Source organism: Streptomyces sp. NPDC008313, assembly GCF_042956125.1.
GTDB lineage: Bacteria > Actinomycetota > Actinomycetes > Streptomycetales > Streptomycetaceae > Streptomyces.
In genome coordinates, this window is sequence record NZ_JBIBFR010000012.1 from 234,312 (window position 1) to 251,678 (window position 17,367).

At 70.1% G+C, this 17,367-nt stretch carries 17 protein-coding genes; 12 read left to right on the plus strand and 5 right to left on the minus strand.

Going from position 1 to position 17,367, the window contains the following annotated elements:
- Position 1 precedes the first annotated feature (1 nt).
- The 9 genes from ACFY93_RS18505 (at position 2) to ACFY93_RS18545 (ending at position 10,914) form a co-directional block, all read left to right on the plus strand.
- On the plus strand, positions 2 to 1,114 hold the full coding sequence (locus ACFY93_RS18505) for a hypothetical protein (RefSeq protein ID WP_391359854.1): 1,113 nt from the start codon (positions 2 to 4) through the stop codon (positions 1,112 to 1,114).
- Between the two features lie 233 nt (positions 1,115 to 1,347).
- Positions 1,348 to 3,288, plus strand: coding sequence for an ATP-binding cassette domain-containing protein (locus tag ACFY93_RS18510; protein WP_391359856.1), 1,941 nt, complete (start codon positions 1,348 to 1,350; stop codon positions 3,286 to 3,288).
- A gap of 144 nt (positions 3,289 to 3,432) precedes the next feature.
- Complete coding sequence (gene fxlM, locus ACFY93_RS18515) at positions 3,433 to 4,695, plus strand: methyltransferase, FxLD system (RefSeq protein WP_391359859.1); 1,263 nt, start codon at positions 3,433 to 3,435, stop codon at positions 4,693 to 4,695.
- A 76-nt stretch (positions 4,696 to 4,771) separates the two neighbouring features.
- Positions 4,772 to 5,911, plus strand: a complete 1,140-nt coding sequence (locus ACFY93_RS18520; protein WP_391359862.1) for an NUDIX domain-containing protein — start codon at positions 4,772 to 4,774, stop codon at positions 5,909 to 5,911.
- 57 nt (positions 5,912 to 5,968) lie between these two features.
- Entirely contained in the window at positions 5,969 to 7,453 is a 1,485-nt protein-coding gene (locus ACFY93_RS18525) for an NUDIX domain-containing protein (protein WP_391359865.1), read from the plus strand.
- Positions 7,450 to 8,718: a M15 family metallopeptidase gene (locus ACFY93_RS18530; protein WP_391359867.1), complete on the plus strand. Its 1,269-nt coding sequence runs from the start codon at positions 7,450 to 7,452 to the stop codon at positions 8,716 to 8,718. The genes ACFY93_RS18525 and ACFY93_RS18530 overlap by 4 nt, the downstream gene beginning before the upstream one ends.
- Positions 8,719 to 8,985: 267 nt before the next feature.
- Entirely contained in the window at positions 8,986 to 9,750 is a 765-nt protein-coding gene (locus ACFY93_RS18535) for an NUDIX domain-containing protein (RefSeq protein ID WP_391359870.1), read from the plus strand.
- Between the two features lie 411 nt (positions 9,751 to 10,161).
- Complete coding sequence (locus ACFY93_RS18540) at positions 10,162 to 10,350, plus strand: hypothetical protein (RefSeq protein ID WP_391215375.1); 189 nt, start codon at positions 10,162 to 10,164, stop codon at positions 10,348 to 10,350.
- Positions 10,351 to 10,584: 234 nt separating this feature from the next.
- On the plus strand, positions 10,585 to 10,914 hold the full coding sequence (locus ACFY93_RS18545) for a hypothetical protein (protein WP_391359873.1): 330 nt from the start codon (positions 10,585 to 10,587) through the stop codon (positions 10,912 to 10,914).
- Between the two features lie 103 nt (positions 10,915 to 11,017).
- Here ACFY93_RS18545 and ACFY93_RS18550 read toward each other — a convergent pair whose 3' ends face one another.
- Together ACFY93_RS18550 and ACFY93_RS18555 are read right to left on the minus strand one after the other, a co-directional pair.
- On the minus strand, positions 11,018 to 11,515 hold the full coding sequence (locus tag ACFY93_RS18550; RefSeq protein ID WP_061334398.1) for a toll/interleukin-1 receptor domain-containing protein: 498 nt from the start codon (positions 11,513 to 11,515) through the stop codon (positions 11,018 to 11,020).
- A gap of 619 nt (positions 11,516 to 12,134) precedes the next feature.
- Positions 12,135 to 12,377: a transposase gene (locus ACFY93_RS18555; RefSeq protein WP_391215372.1), complete on the minus strand. Its 243-nt coding sequence runs from the start codon at positions 12,375 to 12,377 to the stop codon at positions 12,135 to 12,137.
- A gap of 16 nt (positions 12,378 to 12,393) precedes the next feature.
- Here ACFY93_RS18555 and ACFY93_RS18560 point away from each other — a divergent pair, with 16 nt between their 5' ends.
- The 3 genes from ACFY93_RS18560 to ACFY93_RS18570 are packed head-to-tail and all read left to right on the plus strand — an operon-like array spanning position 12,394 to position 14,252.
- Entirely contained in the window at positions 12,394 to 12,828 is a 435-nt protein-coding gene (locus ACFY93_RS18560; protein ID WP_391359877.1) for a hypothetical protein, read from the plus strand.
- Positions 12,825 to 13,676, plus strand: a complete 852-nt coding sequence (locus ACFY93_RS18565; protein WP_391359879.1) for a phytanoyl-CoA dioxygenase family protein — start codon at positions 12,825 to 12,827, stop codon at positions 13,674 to 13,676. Before ACFY93_RS18560 ends, ACFY93_RS18565 begins: the two co-directional genes overlap by 4 nt.
- 60 nt (positions 13,677 to 13,736) lie before the next feature.
- Positions 13,737 to 14,252, plus strand: coding sequence for an AAA family ATPase (locus tag ACFY93_RS18570; RefSeq protein WP_391359882.1), 516 nt, complete (start codon positions 13,737 to 13,739; stop codon positions 14,250 to 14,252).
- Here the strand turns inward: ACFY93_RS18570 and ACFY93_RS18575 are convergent.
- Genes ACFY93_RS18575 through ACFY93_RS18585 form a run of 3 tightly spaced genes read right to left on the minus strand, consistent with a single transcriptional unit; the run spans position 14,230 to position 17,356 of the window.
- Complete coding sequence (locus tag ACFY93_RS18575; RefSeq protein WP_391359885.1) at positions 14,230 to 15,678, minus strand: amidase family protein; 1,449 nt, start codon at positions 15,676 to 15,678, stop codon at positions 14,230 to 14,232. The two genes, ACFY93_RS18570 and ACFY93_RS18575, sit on opposite strands and share 23 nt — an antisense overlap.
- The gene (locus tag ACFY93_RS18580; protein ID WP_391359886.1) at positions 15,675 to 16,883 is read right to left on the minus strand and encodes an MAB_1171c family putative transporter; all 1,209 of its coding nucleotides are present in this window, start codon (positions 16,881 to 16,883) and stop codon (positions 15,675 to 15,677) included. The genes ACFY93_RS18575 and ACFY93_RS18580 overlap by 4 nt, the downstream gene beginning before the upstream one ends.
- Positions 16,880 to 17,356 (minus strand): hypothetical protein, encoded by a 477-nt coding sequence (locus tag ACFY93_RS18585; protein WP_391359888.1) that lies wholly within the window; start codon positions 17,354 to 17,356, stop codon positions 16,880 to 16,882. The genes ACFY93_RS18580 and ACFY93_RS18585 overlap by 4 nt, the downstream gene beginning before the upstream one ends.
- Positions 17,357 to 17,367: the final 11 nt, after the last annotated feature.

Genomic DNA, 17,367 nt, shown 5'->3' on the forward strand with positions numbered 1-17,367 from the left:
GATGATCCCCGCGATAGCCAGCCGCATCCCCCTGGTCCGCCGCACCAAGGCGCCCGCGCTCCCCTTGGAGGAGCGCATCAACCACCTCACCGGGCTGACCGTCGCGCCCGCAGGTGCGAGCCACCACGACCTGGTGGCCCGCGCCTGCGGGGTCCTCAACTACGCCGCGCTCATCGCCTCCGACGTCGGCCTGCCCGACCTGGCCGCCGACCTGTGCTGGCGCCAGCACCAGGTCTGCGCCGACGCCGGACGCCTGAGTGGACCGATCGCCGTCATGTCGCTGATGCCGCTGGTCAACCTCTCCCGGCTGCTGACTCGCGACGGCCAGGGCGAGGCCGCCTACGACCTGCTGGTCCGCCTCAACCACGCCGCGCGGCAGCGGGAGAAGACCGAGATCGACGGCCGCACCGTCGACCTCTCGCCCCTGACCGGCACGGACGAGGATCACCGCACGGTGTGCCAGGAGCTGTACGTCACCCTCCTCGTGGACGGCGCCCGCGCCCTCGCCCGCATCGGCCGGTGGACCGAGGCCGCCGACGCCATGACCCAGCACCGCGGCATCGGCAACCGGCTCCTCGACGGCCGCCAGATCAAGATCATGGCCCTGATGGAGCAGGGCCTGAACCAACAGGCCCGCGACCTGATCGACAGCACCCAGCCCACGGAGCCCTGGGAGAGAGCCATCGCCCTCCTCCTGCACGCCCACTGCCGGCCCGTAGACACCCCCGTCCCTGAACCCGACCTCGACCGCACCCTTGATGAGGCCGTCCAGCTCCTTGCCCACCCCGATCCGCCGACCGCCGCCTTCCAGACCCGGACGGGCCTGTCAGCCCTGGAACTGGACCGCACCGGACGACATGCCGCCCGCCTACTCGACTCCCTCGTCAGCGTCGCCCGCCTCGACGCCTACGCCGCACGAGACGCACTGCACCACCCCGTCGCCGCGTCCGCCCTGGACGACGGGGCGATAGACGCGCTCAACGCGGTGATCGCCGCGGCCGGACTGGGATCCGGCGTCCTGTCCGCCCACCACCATGAGGCTCTGACGGGCGCGGTCGGCCACGCCGAGACAGAACTGGAAAGGCTGCTGCAGGCCGAGCCAGATCCCGGCTAAGAGGGGACGGCCCGGGATGCCCCGCCGTGCTGCCCACGCTGTTTGGCGGTGTCGACTTTCGGCCATTTCCTGCCCGCAGCCGCTCCAAGCCAGGCCAGGGATCCCGCGCCCGCGGGGATCCCTGACGCAGGACATGGCGGGCTCCCCAGCACGACCGAATGACGTGTGTTCGATATCGCAGCCGTGTCGTTAGACCTCACGACTCTGCCGCAGCGACCGTCCTAGGGGGAACGATGACCTCGGCCATTACGCAGGACCAGCCGCCGCAACCGCCCAAGAAGACCGTGGCGGACGACGAACCGCAGGAGGCCGGTGTTCGAGAGGAGGAATACCTCTACCGCGACGAGTCGAGGCTCCAGGCCGGCTCCCTGCTGACCTCCCGCACCATGGCGCGGCGCCTTCCCTCGCTCGTGCGGCGCTCGGTGCAGATGGCCTGGCGCGTGGACCGCGGCGCGACCATCGGCCTGCTGGTGTGCCAGATCGGGACCGGCCTCCTCGCTGCCCTCAGCCTCCTGGCCGTCACGGGCACGATCACCGCGCTGATCTCCTCGGGCGACATCACTGAGCGGCTGTGGGACGCCGCCCCGCAGCTGGCCGTGATCGCCGCCGCCACCGGCCTGCGCACCCTGCTGGGCATCACCGTCGTCTGGCTGACCGGCCGTCTGCGCCCGGTGCTCGGCCGGGCAGCGGAGCTGACGATGATCGAGGCCGCGCTCGGCGCGGAATTGGCCGCCAACAACAAGCCCGGCTACAACGACGCCTACGACATCGCCGACCGCGGCGCCCAGGTCACCCCCGACCTCGTCGAAGAAGCGCAGGACGTCCTCGCGGCCACCGCCACGCTCGCGGCAGGCGCCACCGTCCTGACCGTCCTGCACCCCCTGCTTCTTCCCCTTCTCTTCCTCGCCTGCCTGCCGCAGGCCGCCGCCTACGTCCGCTCCGCCCGCGTGATCTACCTCGCCGGGCTGGAGACCTCCGGGCGGCGCCGGATGCTGGGCAAGCTGCGCTGGCACATGGCCTATCAGGAGTCCAGTGAGGAGATGCGCGCCTGCCTGGCCGGCCCTTTCCTGATCGGCCGGTACCGGCGGCTGGCCGCCTCGGTCAACGCCGCCGAACGCCAAGCCGCGAACACCGGTGCCTGGATGGGACTGGCCGGAGCAGTGGCCGGCGGGATCGCCTCGACCGCAGTGTGGGCGGCGCTGCTGTGGCTCCTGGCCTCCGGGCGGATGAGCCTGGCGGCCGGCGGCGGCGCCGTATTCGCTCTCCAGACCGCCACCGGCTCAGTGCGCGGAATCATCAACGGCGGGGCCCGCCTGGTGCGCACCGGCTGGTACGTACAGGACTGGCAGAACTTCCTCGACAACGCTCACGGCCAGGCCATGACCGACTCCCGCGGCACCGCGCCCGTGCCCACGGCCCCGGAGCGCTTCGAGGTCCGCGACGTCACCTACCGCTACGACGGCGCCCCCAAGGACAGCCTGAGCAACGTCTCCCTGCACGTGCGACGCGGGGAGATCGTGGCGCTCGTCGGGGAGAACGGCTCCGGCAAGACAACCCTCTCGCGCCTGCTGTGCGGACTGCTGCTGCCCACCGAGGGCGACGTGGCCTGGGACCACGCCTCCACCGCGGACCTGCACCCGTGGGGGTCGTGGGAGCACGTCGCGCTGGTCCCGCAGAAGTTCACGTACCTGCCGCTGACGATGCGCGACAACATCACGTTCGGGCAGGGCGACACCAGCGACGCGGCCCTGCTAGCCGCCTGCGAGGCGTCCGGCGCCGCGGAGATGCTGCCGGGCCTGCGCTCCGGCCTGAACACCCTCCTGACCAGCGAGTGGTTCGGCGGACAGCAGCTCTCCGGCGGGCAGTGGCAGCGCCTGGTCCTCACTCGCGCGTTCCACCGGCAGGCGGCGCTGCTGGTGATGGATGAACCCACGGCCGCCCTCGACGCCCGCGCAGAGCACCGGATCTTCGCCGGCCTGCGCGAACTGGCCAAGGACCGCGCCATCCTGCTGATCACGCACCGCCTCACCAACGTGGCCGTCGCCGACCGGATCGTGGTCCTGGACGAAGGGCGGATCGTCCAGGAGGGCACCTACGCCCAGCTCACCCAGGAGCCAGGTCTCTTCCGGACCCTGTGGGAGCTGCAGCGCCGGATGAGCGGCGACACCCCCTGATCACCCGGCCCGTGCGAGGCCACCGTTCTGCCAGGCAGAGACACAGGGCCGCTCCCGATGCTCCCTCCGCTCCACGTCCGAACCCGCCCAACTAGCCCCGGAAGGAATGCCGTGACGACTCCACCGGCTACGAAAGTTAGCGACGTGAGCGAGCTTCGCCACCAGCTCGTCGAGCAACTCCGCGCCGACAACCACATCCGCACCGCCGCTGTCGAGCGCGCCTTCCGAAACGTGCCCCGGCACGTCTTCGCTCCCGACGTCGCTGTGGAAGCGGCGTACGCCAACGACATCATCCCCATCCGCCACGCGCCCGACGGCCGGGTGATCAGCTCCGTTTCCGCACCGTGGCTACAGGCCGACATGCTCGAAGCCGCTCGCATTCGGCCTGGCCACCGTGTCCTGGAGATTGGCTCCGGGGGCTACAACGCCGCCCTCATGGCCGAACTCGTCGGCCCGGCCGGGCACGTCACCACCCTCGACATCGACCCTGCCGTCTCCGAGAGGGCCGCCCGCTTCCTCACCGAGGCCGGGTACGACCGCGTCCGCGTGGTCACTGCGGACGCCGAGCACCTGCCCGCCGGTGTGGTTCCGGACGGCGGATTCGACGCCATCGTGGTCACCGTCGACACCTGGGACCTGCCCTGGATCGGCGCCCTGGCCGAGGGCGGCCGTCTCGTCGCACCGCTGCGTCTGCACGGCTACCACTGGGCCATCGGCTTCACCAGGGACAAGGGGGCACTGCACAGCGACGAGCCGCTCATCGTCTGCGGCTTCGTCGCCATGCAGGGCGACGGCGCCTGGCAGACGAACCGTCGCACCGTCCCCGGCACCGGAGTCCACCTGTCTTGGGAAGACGGCACTCCGCTGTCCGTTGATCAACTCGCCTCAGCCGTCACCCGCGAGCCGACCGTGACACGCACCAACATCACCGTCCGCGGTCAGGAACCCTTCGACGCCCTCACCCTCTACCTCGCCGGCGCCCTGCCCGGCTTCTGCCGCCTGGAGGTCGACCCCAACGGCGACAACCAGGTCCTGAACCCGCCGCCCCAGCACTGGCCCGGCGCCGCCATCGTCCGCGGAGCCTCCCTCGCCCAGCTGGCCACCGAACGCATCGGCGACGGAGACGACGGCAAGGGCCTGTACGAGTTCGTCGTCCACGGCTATGGCGCCCAAGGACACGTCGCCGCACAGGAGATGGCCGAGCAGGTCGAGCACTGGCAGCGCAACCACCGCGGTGCCCGCTGCCCCCTCATCACCGCCCGCCCGGCAGCCGGCTGTACCCCGGCGGGCACGGACCACGAACCGCACGTGTTCGCCAAGAAGCACACCCGCATCACCGTGGACTGGCCGATCGTTCCCAGCAGCGCTGCCCTGCTCACCAACCCGGGGAGCTGCAGCGCCCGATGAACGGCTGTGCCTCCTGATCACCGCTCGCCCGCCCGCGCTGCACTCGCCCGTCCACCGTCTCGGAAGGCAGAGCTACGTGACCTCTCCCGTCTCCCCTTCGGATCACGTCACACCGCGTGCCGCCCTGTTCACGGGACAGCACGCCGCATCCCGGCACGCAGTATGGCTCGGCGCCGCCGCGATCATCACCGACGAGGTCGGCCGGGTCCTGCTGGTGCACCCCACCTACCGCGAGGACGGCTCGTGGCTGCTGCCCGGAGGCGTCGTCGAACCCGGCGAACATCCGGACGTCACTTGCCGCCGCGAGATCACCGAGGAACTGGGCCTGGCGAACCTGCCCCTGGTGGGCGTACTTGCCGTCCACTCCCTCTCCCCGCACCACCCCGACATTCAGCCCGGCACTCCCTTCCCCGGGGAGATCCGGTTCGTCTTCGATGGGGGAACCCTCTGCCCCGACCAAGTCGAGGCCATCCGCCTGCCGCGCGAGGAGCTGTCCGAGTTCGCCTTCCTGGAGACCCGGGATGCGGTACAGCGGCTGCGCCCTGTGGACGGGCAGATCATGCTCGCCGCCTACCGTGCCCGGCTCGGGAACACCGCCACCGCTCACCTCGCCGACGGCCGACACATCCTCGACGTCCCGGCGCTGGACCGCCATGACGTGCACGTCCGCTACCGGCCTTTGTGGGACAGCCCTCTCAACCGCGGCCCCGTCCCCGAGTGGCTCCCCGTGCAGCAAGCCTGGGCGTGGTGCTTCGTCCCCGACGGCCGGGTCGTCCTCGTGGCCGACCCCGGCTCCCGTGGCGCCCTGCCGATGCTGCCCGGCGGCACCGTGGAGACGACCGACACGACGCCCGAGGACACCCTGCACCGCGAAGCCGCCGAGGAAGCCCAACTCACCCTGGCCGATCCGGTACGACTGGGCTGGGTGCCGGACGAGACCGGCGAGGTCTACGGCGGAGTGGGGCCCAACGCCCGGCTCCGCCTGGCCGCCCGGGTCACCGCCATCGGGCCTGCGACCGCCGACCCCGCCACCGGGCGCCCTTTCGCCCGCCTGCTCGCCACCCCCGCCCAGACAGCCGCTCTCCTGGGATGGGGCCCGCCCGGAGCGCGGCAAGCCCTGCTCGCCGCGGAGACAGCCCGGAAGCGGTGGCGCCTGCCCACGGCTCGCGCCGCCGCCATCGAGGAAGTCCCGCCGGAGGGGATGCGGCTGAGCTGACACGAACGACCACCCCGCCTCGACTCGTCCCGCTCCACGCACCTCTGAGGTAGCCCCATGCCGCTGTCGCACCACCACATCCGCACCACCGTCGAGACCTACCTCGCTCGCCACCCTCACGAGCGAGAACAGCTCGGCGGCCTCCTGGACGCCCTCGACCGTCCCACCGACATCGCCAGCCGGACCACCTTCACCGGACACGTCACCTGCGGCGCGATCGTCGTCGACCCGCCCGGCCGCGTCCTGCACGTGCTGCACCTGGCGAGCGGGAAGGTCCTCGCCCCCGGCGGACACACCGAGCCCGTCGACGAGTCCCTGGCAGCAGCGGCGCTGCGGGAGCTGCACGAGGAGACCGGGATCCCACCCCAGGCCGTGACACCGTGGCCCGGCTACGAGGCCGTGCCGTTCGACATCGACATCCACGACATCGACGCCCACCCGGGCAAAGGCGAACCCGGCCACCAGCACTTCGACCTCCGGTTTCTCTTCCGCCTGCACACCGCGACCGAGGCGCCGGTGGTGCTGCAGGAAGAAGAGGTCGGCGGCATCGAGTGGCGGCCCGTGGACAGGGTGACCTCCCCCTCCCTGCGCGCGAAGCTGCTCAAGCTCACACCGGAGACCGAACCGCAGACCGCCAACGCATCCGCCCTGATCTACAACGACCGCGGCGAGTACCTGCTCCACCTGCGCGACTACTTCCCCGGCCGGATCTGGGAGCCAGGCATGTGGTCCCTGCTGGGCGGCGGCCGAGAGCCCCAGGACGCCACCCTGGAACACACCGTGCGGCGTGAACTGGCCGAGGAAGCCGGCCTCGACATCGCCGACCTGACCCCGTTCGGCACCGAGTACGCCTCCGACGACGCCGGCGCGAGCGTGCCCATCGCCATCTACGCCGGCCGCTGGAACGGCGATCCCCGCGAACTCCGCCTGACGGAAGGGGTGATGCTGGCCTGGTTCGCCCCCGACGACCTCCACCGCCTGCGCATCGCAGACACCACCAGCGACCTCGTACGGCGCCACGCCGCCAGCCTCCCGGCCGGCACCGCGCCGCAGAGCGGGCCCTCATCGCACGAGGAGCGCCGCCCAGCATCGCCGCACGGCACGGTCCTCAACGTCATCGGCGTCCACCTCTACCTGGAGCGGCCCGACGGGACGGTGCTACTCGGGCTGCGCCACCCCGACTCCGCGTTCGCGCCGTCCACCTGGCACGCCCTGGCCGGCCACTGCGAGCAGGAGAGCGCCATCACCTGCCTGATCAGGGAGGCCCGAGAGGAAGCCGGCCTGCACATCGAGCGACGGGACGTCGAACTCGTCCACGTCGTCCACCACATCGACAAGGCCGGGGACCAGCCCCGCATGGGCCTGTTCTTCCGCGCCCGGACCTGGAGCGGCGAACCGGAACTGCGCGAGCCGGACAAGTGCACCCAGTGGACGTTCTGGGACCCCGCCGCGCTCCCCGACGACCTCGTCCCCTACACCCGGGTGGCCATCGGAAAGATCCAGAACGGGGAGCTCTACAGCGAGACGGGCTGGCCCACATGACCGGCACACCGAGCGGCGCACACCGTCGCCTGTCCACTGCAACTGCGGCCGGCCGTGAGGACACCCGCCTCGTGGTGATCCGCGGCAACTCGGCGTCAGGCAAGTCGAGTGTGGCCCAGGGGCTGCGAGATCACTACGGCCGCGGAATCGCGATCGTGGGCCAGGACGTGATCCGCCGGAACGTGCTCAGGGAACACGACACCGCGCGCGGCGCCAACATCGCCCTGCTGGGCAGGATCGCACGCGACGCACTGAACGCCGGCTTTCATGTGGTACTCGAAGGGATCCTGTACGCCGATCGCTACAGCCACCTGATCACGTCTCTGGTACGGGAGCACCGCGGCGTCTCCTGCTGCTACTACCTGGACGTGCCGCTGGAAACGACGTTCGTCCGCCACGCGTCGAAAGCGGATGCCGCGTACCTGGCGCAAGTCACCGACAACCATGTCGCCTCCTGGTACCGCGAGTTGGATCTGCTCCCCGGCGGTCTGGAGACCGTGATCCCGGCCGACAGCACGTTGCAGGACACCATCGCGCGAATCCTGCGCGAAACCGATCTAGCCTCTGCCTCCCCAATTCCGCCGCCACAGTGCAAGCCGTCACAGGGAGACCCGATGAACAGTCTGGTGTTGATGTCCGATCCGCAGGTCGCCGCGATCCCGGTGCGCGAGTGCGGGGAGCCGCTCGTCGACGTGCGTGACCACAGCTTCCGCGTCGACCCCCGCAGGCAAGATCCGCTGGGCGCGTTCGCCCACGTCCGCGAGGGCGTCCTAGCCCGGCTGGAGCACGCCCGCTCGCTCCTGCCCGCTGGCACCGACCTGCTGTTCATCGAGGGCTACCGGCCGCTGGCCCTACAGCAGCGGTACTTCACCGAGTACCGAAACGAGCTGGCCGCCGCTCACCCCGGCTGGACAGCTGAGCGGCTGCACCAGGCCGCCAGCCGGTACGTGTCGCCGCCGGAGATCGCCCCCCACTCCGCGGGCGCGGCCGTGGACGTAACCCTCGCCGACCAGGACGGCCACGAACTCGACCTCGGCACCCGCGTCAATGCCTCCCCCGAGGAGAGCGACGGGGCCTGCTTCACTCACGCCCCGAACCTCAGCGATCGCGCGCGCTACCACCGCACGCTGCTGCTCAACGCCATGGAGAACGCAGGTTTTACCAACTATGGAACGGAGTTCTGGCACTTCTCGGTTGCCGACCGGTACGACGCGCTGATGAGGCAGGAGCCGCACGCGCGTTACGGACCGATCGAACTGCCCTAGCGCGCCGACAGCCTCGTCCACTTCCTCGCCCCCACGCCGATCCGAAATCACGGGAGCGTGGCCGCCGCCTCCTGGCCCGGTTGCGATCCCAAGACCGCAACGGACAGAACGCATCGAACGGAGGCACGTATGCCTGACGACACGCAGCAGGCGATCCCAACCGTCCCGAGTCCGGCGACCGGAGGTGAACCACAAGAGCACCACATGCACCTGCTCGGGCGGTACTACCGTCAAGTGGAAGCAGGCCGGAAGACGATCGAAGTGAGAGTGGCCACATCGCAGAAGCGCGCCGTCGCAGTCGGCGACACAGTCGTCTTCCACGACCGGGACACCGGGCGGGAACTCGACATCATCGTGCAGCGGATCACCCCATACCCCTCCTTCGAGGATCTGCTCAGCTCGGAGGACACCATGCGCATCGACCCGGACGGGCCGCCCGGAGAGCTGCTCGCCAACCTCCGCAGCATCTACCCGCCGGCCAAGGAAGTGCTCGGCGTTCTCGCCCTCGCATTCGACCACCGCCCTGCCCGGCCCGGCCGCCCCATGCCGATGACGCCCACGCAGTACGCGCAGACCGTCCCCCACCACACGGTGTACGGCTGCCTGTACATCCGCGACGAACACGACCGGCCGGTCCAGCTCCGCTCGGTCTATGGCTCGAGACTCTGGCAGTTCCCGGGCGGCAACCTGGACGCCGCAGGCGAGGACCCGCTGCAGACCGCCCGGCGCGAGGCGGTCGAGGAGACGGGCCTCGAACTCAGTCTGAAAACGCCGAAGCTGCTCCTGACGCACTTCCTTCATGCCGGGCCGCGCCTGCCGCTGAACAAGGTGGGGCTCATCTTCGACGGAGGCCAGCTGACCGCCGACCAGCTCGGCCAAATCCGCCTCGATCCCGCAGAGCACGACATGTGGGCCGTCCACGACCTCGCCACCTGGCAGGAGCTGATGGCGCCGCGCGCCTTCGCCCGGCTCGACGCCATCGAACGAGCGCGGCGCGGCGAGGGCCCCGCCTACCTGATCACGCACACCTGATGCCCGACACCCCCACCCAGGAGGCAACCGTGCCCGCCGAGGACACCAACCCCCGGGCCTGGCAGATCTACGGCCAGCGCCAACTGGCCCGCTCCTACACCCCGCCCATCCCCGACCGGCTCGGCTGGACGCCTTGGGAAGGGATCGGACCGGGTGCAGAAGTCCTCGGTGACGTCGCCGGCCGCCGGGTCCTGGACATCGGGTCCGGAGCCGGCCACCACGCCGTCCACCTCGTCCAGGCTCACGGAGCCCGCGTCACCGGCATCGAGCTGTCCGAGCGCGGCGAAGGCATTCGACACGGTCAGATAGGCGAGACGCAGGAGCACGAGTGGTCCGCCAGCGTGATGACCTGCGCGGACGAGATTCTCGGCACGCACAGTGCTGAGCGTCCCGACGCTAGTCACCCCCGCCATGCCCGCTGGTCAGTTCCTGATCGTGGACAAGGACGCCGTGCTCGGTGCGTGGGGGCAGGTCGTCCTCGCCGTGAGCGAGCACGCCTACTTCGGCAGCGACAGCATCGCCGTCCGCGGGACGTTCCGGTTCGGCGCTCGCATCGTGGACGCCGACCGAGTCGTCAAGCTGACCATCGCGGACGACTGAGCCACCCGGCTACCGGGTCGGGTGGGGGCTGCCGCTCCTGCCCGGCCCGGACGTCCGGTTGTTGTGCAGACGACGACCCAGGGGGGTGACCCCACGGGGACGAGATCTCTGATTCTCGGCATAGCAACGAGACACACAGGAGAAATTCACGGCACCAGCCGTTGCCCCTCCCTCGCACCCATCGCGGTGCTCCTCAGCTCCCTGCTCCGGCACGAACAACGAATGGTGGCTACCATGGCCGACGACGATGTCCTCCGCGACACCGACCTGCTCGCCGACGTGCGGTCGCACCCGTCCGTCGCGCTGATGGTCGCCGGGGCCAACGGGCAGGCTCGCCGCATCGCCCCCGGCCTGTTTGGTGCGGACACGACCGACGCCCAGAGGTCCGAAGCTCGCCCGACGCTGCTGGGGGCGATCATCCGATGGACGCAGCACGGTGCCGATGCCGTCCAGCAGCAGACCGCCGGCCCGTTCTCGCTCGGGCTACCGGCTGTGGCCGAGCGAGGTGCAGCAGCTCCGCGAGATCGTCAGCGGACCACAACCACGACGCGCGTTCGTAGTTGACCGGGTGCCGGTGCAGCGCACCTACCGTGAGCACCACCCCGGCTGCGACTTTTTCTTCTCTCGCGGCAACGGCATCGACTGCTCGTGCGGGTTGAGCTGAGCGTCAGGCAGCGGGAAGCGCGGCGGCAGCAGCAGCGATCTTGGCGGCGACGGCGTCGAGCGACGATTCCTTTGTGCTCAGCCCGGAATGGGACGCGAGCATGGGGCTGACGTCGTAGAGCTCGTCGAAGGTCACCCCGTGCGTCACGGGCACGACGCGATTGGTGTTGAGCAGGACGGCGAGTTCCTTCTCGGCGATGCCCTCGTTCTTGATGCTCTCGAGTAGGGATGGCGTGACCAGCACGATGCCGATGCGGGAGTTACGAAGCCCCTTGTCGATCTCGCGCATCTGCAGCGAACCGAGCGGGATGTCTTCCTCGCTGAACCACACCGTCGCGCCACTGGTCTTCAGGTGGCCGTAGAGCTCCTTCGCGCTGCCCTCACGGTCGTTCCAGGCGTGACACAGGAAGAGGTCTCGCTTGTCCGGGTACGTCTGGGCCTGTACCGCAGCCTTCTCGGCGTAGGGCTCGACCGCCTGCCACTCGGTCGGGGTGTACGACACCGTCCTGCCGGACCTGGTGCGACGCGAGGTCCCACCTCCGGACGAGCCGTACGACGAAGACGGGCCTCCGCCGCCGCTGCTGTACGAGGAGCCCGACGGGTATGACGACCGGGAGTACGACCTTCCCCAGTTGCTGCACGCTGGGCAGTTCGCGGCTCCACTCGAGGTGCGGTGGCCTCGGGAGGGTGCTGTGCATTGCGCCATGGCCCCATGGTAGAGGGAACCACCGACACAGTGTCGTAGTTACTGCACAGCCTTCCCGCCTGACGCCTATCCGTGACGGAACTCCACCACGTCGTCGGACAGGTATCGAGTCCTCCAACTGCGTCAAGTAAGCGTGCCCTGGCTGCCGCGATTGAGAACAGAGCAGGCGTCTCCTAACCTCGCGCTTTCATGAAGCCCGGTGTCCGACGGGTGGTCGGGTAAACGAAAAGCGCCTCTGACCAGCAAGAATGAGGATTGTCGAGGTCCTTGTTCCTGTTACCGTCGGAGGCAATTCCCAGGTGAAGAAACGTATCGGTTCCTACCCTCGTGTCCGCGTTGGGGGCGGTGGCCGGACAGTGGTCTCGCAGGCGGGAGGCATCCTGCTGGTGGAGACGGTCCGCAAGACCGGGCTGGATCAGGCGATCTCCTGGACGCGCCGGGACAGGCCCTGCCAGAGGTGAAAGCGGTCGCTGACCTGTATGGCCTCGGGGGCGCCATCAGTGATGCCCTGCCGGTAAATGAGCGAGCCGTCGCGGCAGACAACCTCAGTGCCGGGATGCTCTCGGAGCCAATGACTCAACTGCTCGGCGTCCCGTCCTTCCCAGAGCGTGAGCGGGAGCCGGGTGGTCACCCTCGACGAGGAACTGCTGCACGGCATCGCGATCTGACCCCACTTGACCCACCCCGGCCCCGGCGAGCCCGACCTGATCCTCGCCTCCGCCGGCGACCTGCCCGCCGAGGCCCTGACCACCCTCGCCCGGCGGCTGCGCGCCGAACGCCCGGACCTGCGCCTGCGGTACGTCCACGTCCACAACCTCACGGCCCTCGCCGAGGACGGCACCCGCCCCCTCGCCCTCGCCCCGGACGCGTTCGCCCGCCACTTCGGCACCCGGGCGCCGATCGTCCTGGCCACCGGCGGGCACCCGGCCGACATCCACACCCTCCTCGGACGCCGCCACCCCGGGCCCCGGCTCACCGTCCTCGGCTACCGCGACCCCGGCCGCCCCGTCTCCCAGGCCCACCTCCGCCAGCTCTGCGGCCTCGACGACCCCGGCCTGTGGCAGCTCGCCACCACCCTCACCAACACCCCGAAGGAAATACCGGCATGAGCACCCCGCTCCCACCCGTCGCCCCCGACGCCGGCACCATCGACACCTTCGAACGCGACGGTTACGCGGTCGTCCGCGACGCGATCACCCCGGACCTGCGCGACCGGCTCCTGACCGCCGCCGAGAAGCTGCTGGCCAGCGACATCACCCAGGGGCGCGACCGAGGAGGCGACGGCAAGGACGGCTTCCGCGGATGCTTCAACCTCGACCATGCGTTCCTTCCGCTCCTCGCCAACCCGGCCGTCCTGCCCACCGTCGTCCAGCTCCTCAGCCCAAACATCCACCTGCTGTCGGCCCACCTCATCGCCCTGCCCAGCGGCCCGCCCCGCACCATCCGCATCCCCGGACGCCACGGCTGGCACCGCGACATGTACGGCGTCACCGCCGACCTCGGCTTCCCCCACACCCCCCGCATGGCGATCAAAGCCGCCCACTACCTCACCCCCGTCACCCCAGACTGCGGGCTGACCATGTTCCTCCCCGGCAGCCACCGCCTTACCGACGAGCCCGTCGTCCCCGCCGGCGCCATCGACCCACTCGGCGCCGTCACCCCCGACATCACCGGAACCGACGCAGTTCTCTTCGAGAACCGGACCTGGCACACCGGAGGCATCAACCTCTCCGGCCGGCCCCGCATCGCTCTGATGCTCCAGTACGGGTATCGCTGGCTCCACCCCGTCGACGACCCGGCCACGGAACTTCGAGCGGACACCGCTCTCACCTCCATAGAACAGCAGCTCTTGGGCCTGCCCGACCGCCACCCGGACGGATCCCTCGCCAAGGGCAGCGGATCCGCCCCTATGCGCTCGTGGTGGCAGTCCGGCCCGTCTGTTGCACACTGCCGCTAGAGCCAGGGGTAAGCCCCCAACGACCCCACCGGTACGAGCACCACGAGGGAGCACGACATCGTGAGCGAGTCGACCGCCGTCCTGCTCATCGGGATCACCGGCTCCGGCAAGACGCACCTTGCACAGGCCCTCTCCGCGAGGGGCATTGTCCGTCTCAGCGTAGACGAGGAAGTTCACCGCCTCCACGGCCGGTACGGCGTCGACTACCCCAAGCACGAATATTTCGAGCGCGAGGCACCCGCGGTCGAGACCGTACGGGCGCAGCTTACGGAGCTGCTGCGCGCCGGCCGGTCCATCGTCCTCGACCACGGCCTCTGGCGTCGTTCCGATCGCGACGAGTGGAAGAAGACCGTCCGGGCCGTGGGAGGACGCCCACTGCTCGTCTACCTGCCAGCGTCCAAGGAGGCCCTCCTGCGACGCCTCGCCGCACGCAACCAGCGTCGAGACGCCAATGCCTTGACCGTCACTCCCGAAGCCTTGGACGACTTCTTCGCTCGGTTCGAACCGCCTACCGCCGATGAAGACGCAGTCACCTACAACGGTGACGTAGAGGTCATCCGCTCCATGGTGCGATGACGCCCTCGGCCATCCCTCCGAGCAGGGGTGCCAGGTGCTCGGCCATCACGAGCAGGGTCCGGTCCGAATAGGCCGGTCCTACGAGCTGCACAGCGATCGGGAGGCCGTCGGCGCCGTGCGCAATAGGCATGACCAGGCTGGGCAGGCCGACGTGGCTGGTGAGGTTGGCCCAGCCGGTCTGGTCGAAGAAGCTCCGTTCGACGCCGTCGACCGTGAGAGAACGGCTCCCGGCCGGGATCGCCGCGGTGGGAGCGGCGGGCGTAATGAGGACGTCGTACTGGCCGTCGGCGAAGAACCGGTGCCACGTCTGCTGGAGCCGGAGGCGCTCCTCGTTGGCGCGGAGCCAGGCGCGGTGTGTCTGCGTGCGGTGGCGGAGGATGGCGGCCCGTGGGCTCGCGTCGTCTGTGTGCAGGTCACGGGCGGCGGCGAGTTCGGCCGCGCCGGCGGCGTCGTCGGTGGCGGCCGTCGTGGTGGCGTGGAGGAGTTGTTCGAAGAGGCGGAGGGATTCCGCGAAGCCGACCGGCCCCGCAGTGCGGTGGACACTGGCGCCGACGGAGGCGAGTGTCCCTTCGAGGGCGGCGACAGCGTCGACGGTGTTGCGGTCGACGGGGCAGCTCGCGTCGTCGGCCCACACTGCCACGCGGAGTTGGCCGGTCGGGCGCTGCGCCGTGGGCAGCGTGACGTTCCAGGGGTTGTTCTCGTCGGGTGACGGTGTCGTCAGTGCGGCGAGGAGCAGGTCGAGGTCGCGGGGGTGGCGGGCCAGGGGGCCGGGGGTGACCATGTCGCTGCTGGTGATCCATCCCGGCGGTCGGGGGATGTGGCCGCGGGCTGGGATGAGTCCGTGGGTGGGGCGCAGGCCGTAGACGCCGCAGTAGTGTGCGGGGAGTCGCAGGGAGCCGGCGAGGTCGCTGCCGAGGTCGGCGGGGGTCAGGTGTGCGGCGACTGCTGCGGCGGGGCCTCCGGAGGAGCCGCCGGTGGTGTGCTTGAGGTCATGCGGGTTGAGCGTGGGGCCGAACAGGGCGTTGTCGGTGTGCAGGTCCTGGCAGTACGCCGGGGTGTTGGTCTTGCCCATGATGACGGCACCTTGGTGGCGGAGCCGTGCGACCGCGTCGGCGTCTCGTGCGGGAACGTGGTCGGCGAGGTCTTCGGCGCCGCTGGTGGTGCGCAGGCCAGCCGTCTCGAAGCTGTCCTTGATCGTGAGGGGAAGGCCGTTGAGGACGCCGGTGCTCTCGCTGCGGGCGCGGCGTTCGTCGGCTGCATGCGCGGCTGCTCGGGCCGCGCTGTCGTCGCGCGTGACGACGGCGTTGATCTGGCTGGAGTCTATCTGGGCGAGGTGCAGGTCAAGCAGTTCGCGGCTGGAGATCTCGCCGCGGTCCAGGGCCTGGAGCTGGACATGAGCGGGCTGGTGGGTGAGGTCGTTCGTCATGCTGGGACTCGCTCAAGGTGGGGGGCTCGTGCGGGCTGGCGGGGCAGGTGGCGCGCGACGTCGAGGAGAGCGTCGATGTCGTCCATGGGCCTGGCGGTCTGGCGTTCGGAGTCGGCGAACTCGGTGAGCTGGTCGGGCTCCGGGCGGGTGCCCGCGGCCCTGGCCGCGATTCCGGCGAGGATCTGGTCCGCCGTGACGGCCGCGGACAGATCCATTCCGTGAAGCCCTCGGGCCCGGTGACGGGCTTCGCTGGCCTCGCGGACGGCGGCATCGAGGTACTGGCGGATCACGAACCGACCGTCCCGGATCTCGACGGCTCGGCGGTAGAGCCGGATCGAGATGCGGCGGAAACGGCGCCGCTGGGCCGGGTCGACCCTGTCGATCGGCAGCTCGATCTCAGGTGCCTCGCTGTAGAAGGCCAGCCATAGGGGGCGCAGGCCGTAGTAGCTGCGGTACTGCTTGATCCGGTACCGGACGCTCTGGGCCTGGTCGCTGATCGTGGGCACGAGCCAGCCGATCAGCGTGAGCATGGCGCCGACATCGCCGCAGGTCCAGGCAAAGCTTTCCCATTCCGCGAGGGAGGTGTCGAAGGCGCCGGCGATCACGTTGCCGATGCGGACGGCGCTGTATCCGAGGGTGACGGTCGCGCCGAGGGCGACGATGCGCAGGCCGACGCGGACGGACCCGCGAGTGCTGCGGCGGGCCAGGCGCCAGCAGGCGCGGGCGAGGAAGAGTTCGCCGATGGTGTAGGCCGTGACGTACAGGGTGAGGTACGCGGCGTACCAGTCGTCGTGCGCGTAGTAGAGCGTGAAGTCGATCGGGTGCGGCGCGTTGGGCGTCAGCAGGGCGAACAGCACCAGCAGCCCGGCGATCACCGCGAAGCCGGCCCAGAGCCAGCGGCGACTGCGCCGGCGGGCTACCTCGGGCGGGGATCCCCAGTAGGTGAGGACCACCTGTTGGCAGCCCAGGAGCGCGACCACGCAGCCCTGCGCGAGGGGCGCGGAGATGTTGACGGTGCCGAGCACTCGGTCGAGGTAGTTCCACATCGGCGTGATGGAGAACAGGAACGAGAGCCCTGACAGCAGGAAGACGGCGGCCAGCGCGGCCGAGGCGGGGTCGCGGCGCCGGGTGGGCACGTCCCGCAGGAGGCAGAGGAAGCCGAGCGTCGCGACGACGAGGCTGATCGGGTGGAGCAGGTCCTTCACGGCCGGGCCTCCCGTCGGCGCAGCAGCGTGTGCGTGACCCGGTCCTGTACCTCGTCCCCGGAGGACTCGTCGCTGCGCAGCCACCGGTCGATGATCTGGCGCTGGAGCAGCGATGCTAGGAGTTCGGTGTCTCGCTCCTCATCCTCGTCGTACTTGGTGCGCCCCAACATCATCTGCACGGTGGCCGGGTCCACGCTGGTGATGAAGGCCGGAGCCAGCGCGGAGACCGGTCGGTTCTCGTGGTGGCCGAGCAGTAGGTGGCTGAACTCGTGGGCGATGATGTGGTCCTGGTGCAGGACACTGGTCCACGGGTCGTAGAAAACGTGGACGGCACTCTCTGTAACGGCACATGCCCCGCACACCGAGGGCGCCTGCTCCCGGGGCTCTAGGACCACCGTCCGTCCCGTGCGGCGAGACACCTCGTCGCTGAGGTCGCGGATATTGGTGACGTGCGGGAGCTTCAGCTCGGCCAAGAGGTCAGGCC

Coding starts and splice junctions, on each gene's coding strand:
- ACFY93_RS18505 (WP_391359854.1), top strand. CDS start 2: ATGATCCCCGCGATAGCCAGCCGCATCCCCCTGGTCCGCCGCACCAAG.
- ACFY93_RS18510 (WP_391359856.1), top strand. CDS start 1,348: ATGACCTCGGCCATTACGCAGGACCAGCCGCCGCAACCGCCCAAGAAG.
- ACFY93_RS18525 (WP_391359865.1), top strand. CDS start 5,969: ATGCCGCTGTCGCACCACCACATCCGCACCACCGTCGAGACCTACCTC.
- ACFY93_RS18530 (WP_391359867.1), top strand. CDS start 7,450: ATGACCGGCACACCGAGCGGCGCACACCGTCGCCTGTCCACTGCAACT.
- ACFY93_RS18540 (WP_391215375.1), top strand. CDS start 10,162: ATGCCCGCTGGTCAGTTCCTGATCGTGGACAAGGACGCCGTGCTCGGT.
- ACFY93_RS18545 (WP_391359873.1), top strand. CDS start 10,585: ATGGCCGACGACGATGTCCTCCGCGACACCGACCTGCTCGCCGACGTG.
- ACFY93_RS18555 (WP_391215372.1), bottom strand. CDS start 12,377: ATGCCGTGCAGCAGTTCCTCGTCGAGGGTGACCACCCGGCTCCCGCTC.
- ACFY93_RS18565 (WP_391359879.1), top strand. CDS start 12,825: ATGAGCACCCCGCTCCCACCCGTCGCCCCCGACGCCGGCACCATCGAC.
- ACFY93_RS18575 (WP_391359885.1), bottom strand. CDS start 15,678: ATGACGAACGACCTCACCCACCAGCCCGCTCATGTCCAGCTCCAGGCC.